Raw genomic sequence first — 493 nt, forward strand, 5'->3', positions numbered from 1 at the left:
GGGCGTTTTCGATACCGGAAATGCCCTATTGGTGCTGGATTCTGAAAATCTCGCTAGTATTGGGCTGAATGGATACTGTGGAGAACATTTTTTCGGTCTACTACGGGCGTTATCGATAACTGGTTGGTAGACCATTTTTAGGAATTGTTATCGTAAGCGCTTTCGGACTCTCATCCCTCATCTTAGAGATGGTTTTTTCTATCCATTTTTTACATCTATCCACCGTCCCGAAGCGCCGACAATGCTTGGTAGATCGGCGTCCCCGATGACCGCTGAAGACACGGGATGTTCTGGCGCATCACCTCCGCCAACAACCGCCCTGCCTTCCGTTTGGCCTGTTTGATCCGCTCCAGCTTCGGCGGGGCCGAGGCTGCCCTCTGGGGCTCTTTCTCCTCCAACTGCCCCGTTCTCCACCCTATTCCGTCGATTTAGGCCACCATCGCCTTCAGTAACGCCCAAAGTCCTTGGTCCTTCCAGCTGCGGCGGGATTTCA

Annotated in this window: 1 pseudogene; it reads right to left on the reverse strand. The window is 52.9% G+C overall.

Annotated elements, in window-relative coordinates:
* Positions 1-215 precede the first annotated feature (215 nt).
* Positions 216-493, reverse strand: a pseudogene (locus B4113_RS07960) (UPF0236 family transposase-like protein); the annotation flags it as partial.

The organism is Geobacillus sp. B4113_201601, assembly GCF_001587475.1.
In the GTDB taxonomy this organism is placed as follows: domain Bacteria; phylum Bacillota; class Bacilli; order Bacillales; family Anoxybacillaceae; genus Geobacillus; species Geobacillus icigianus.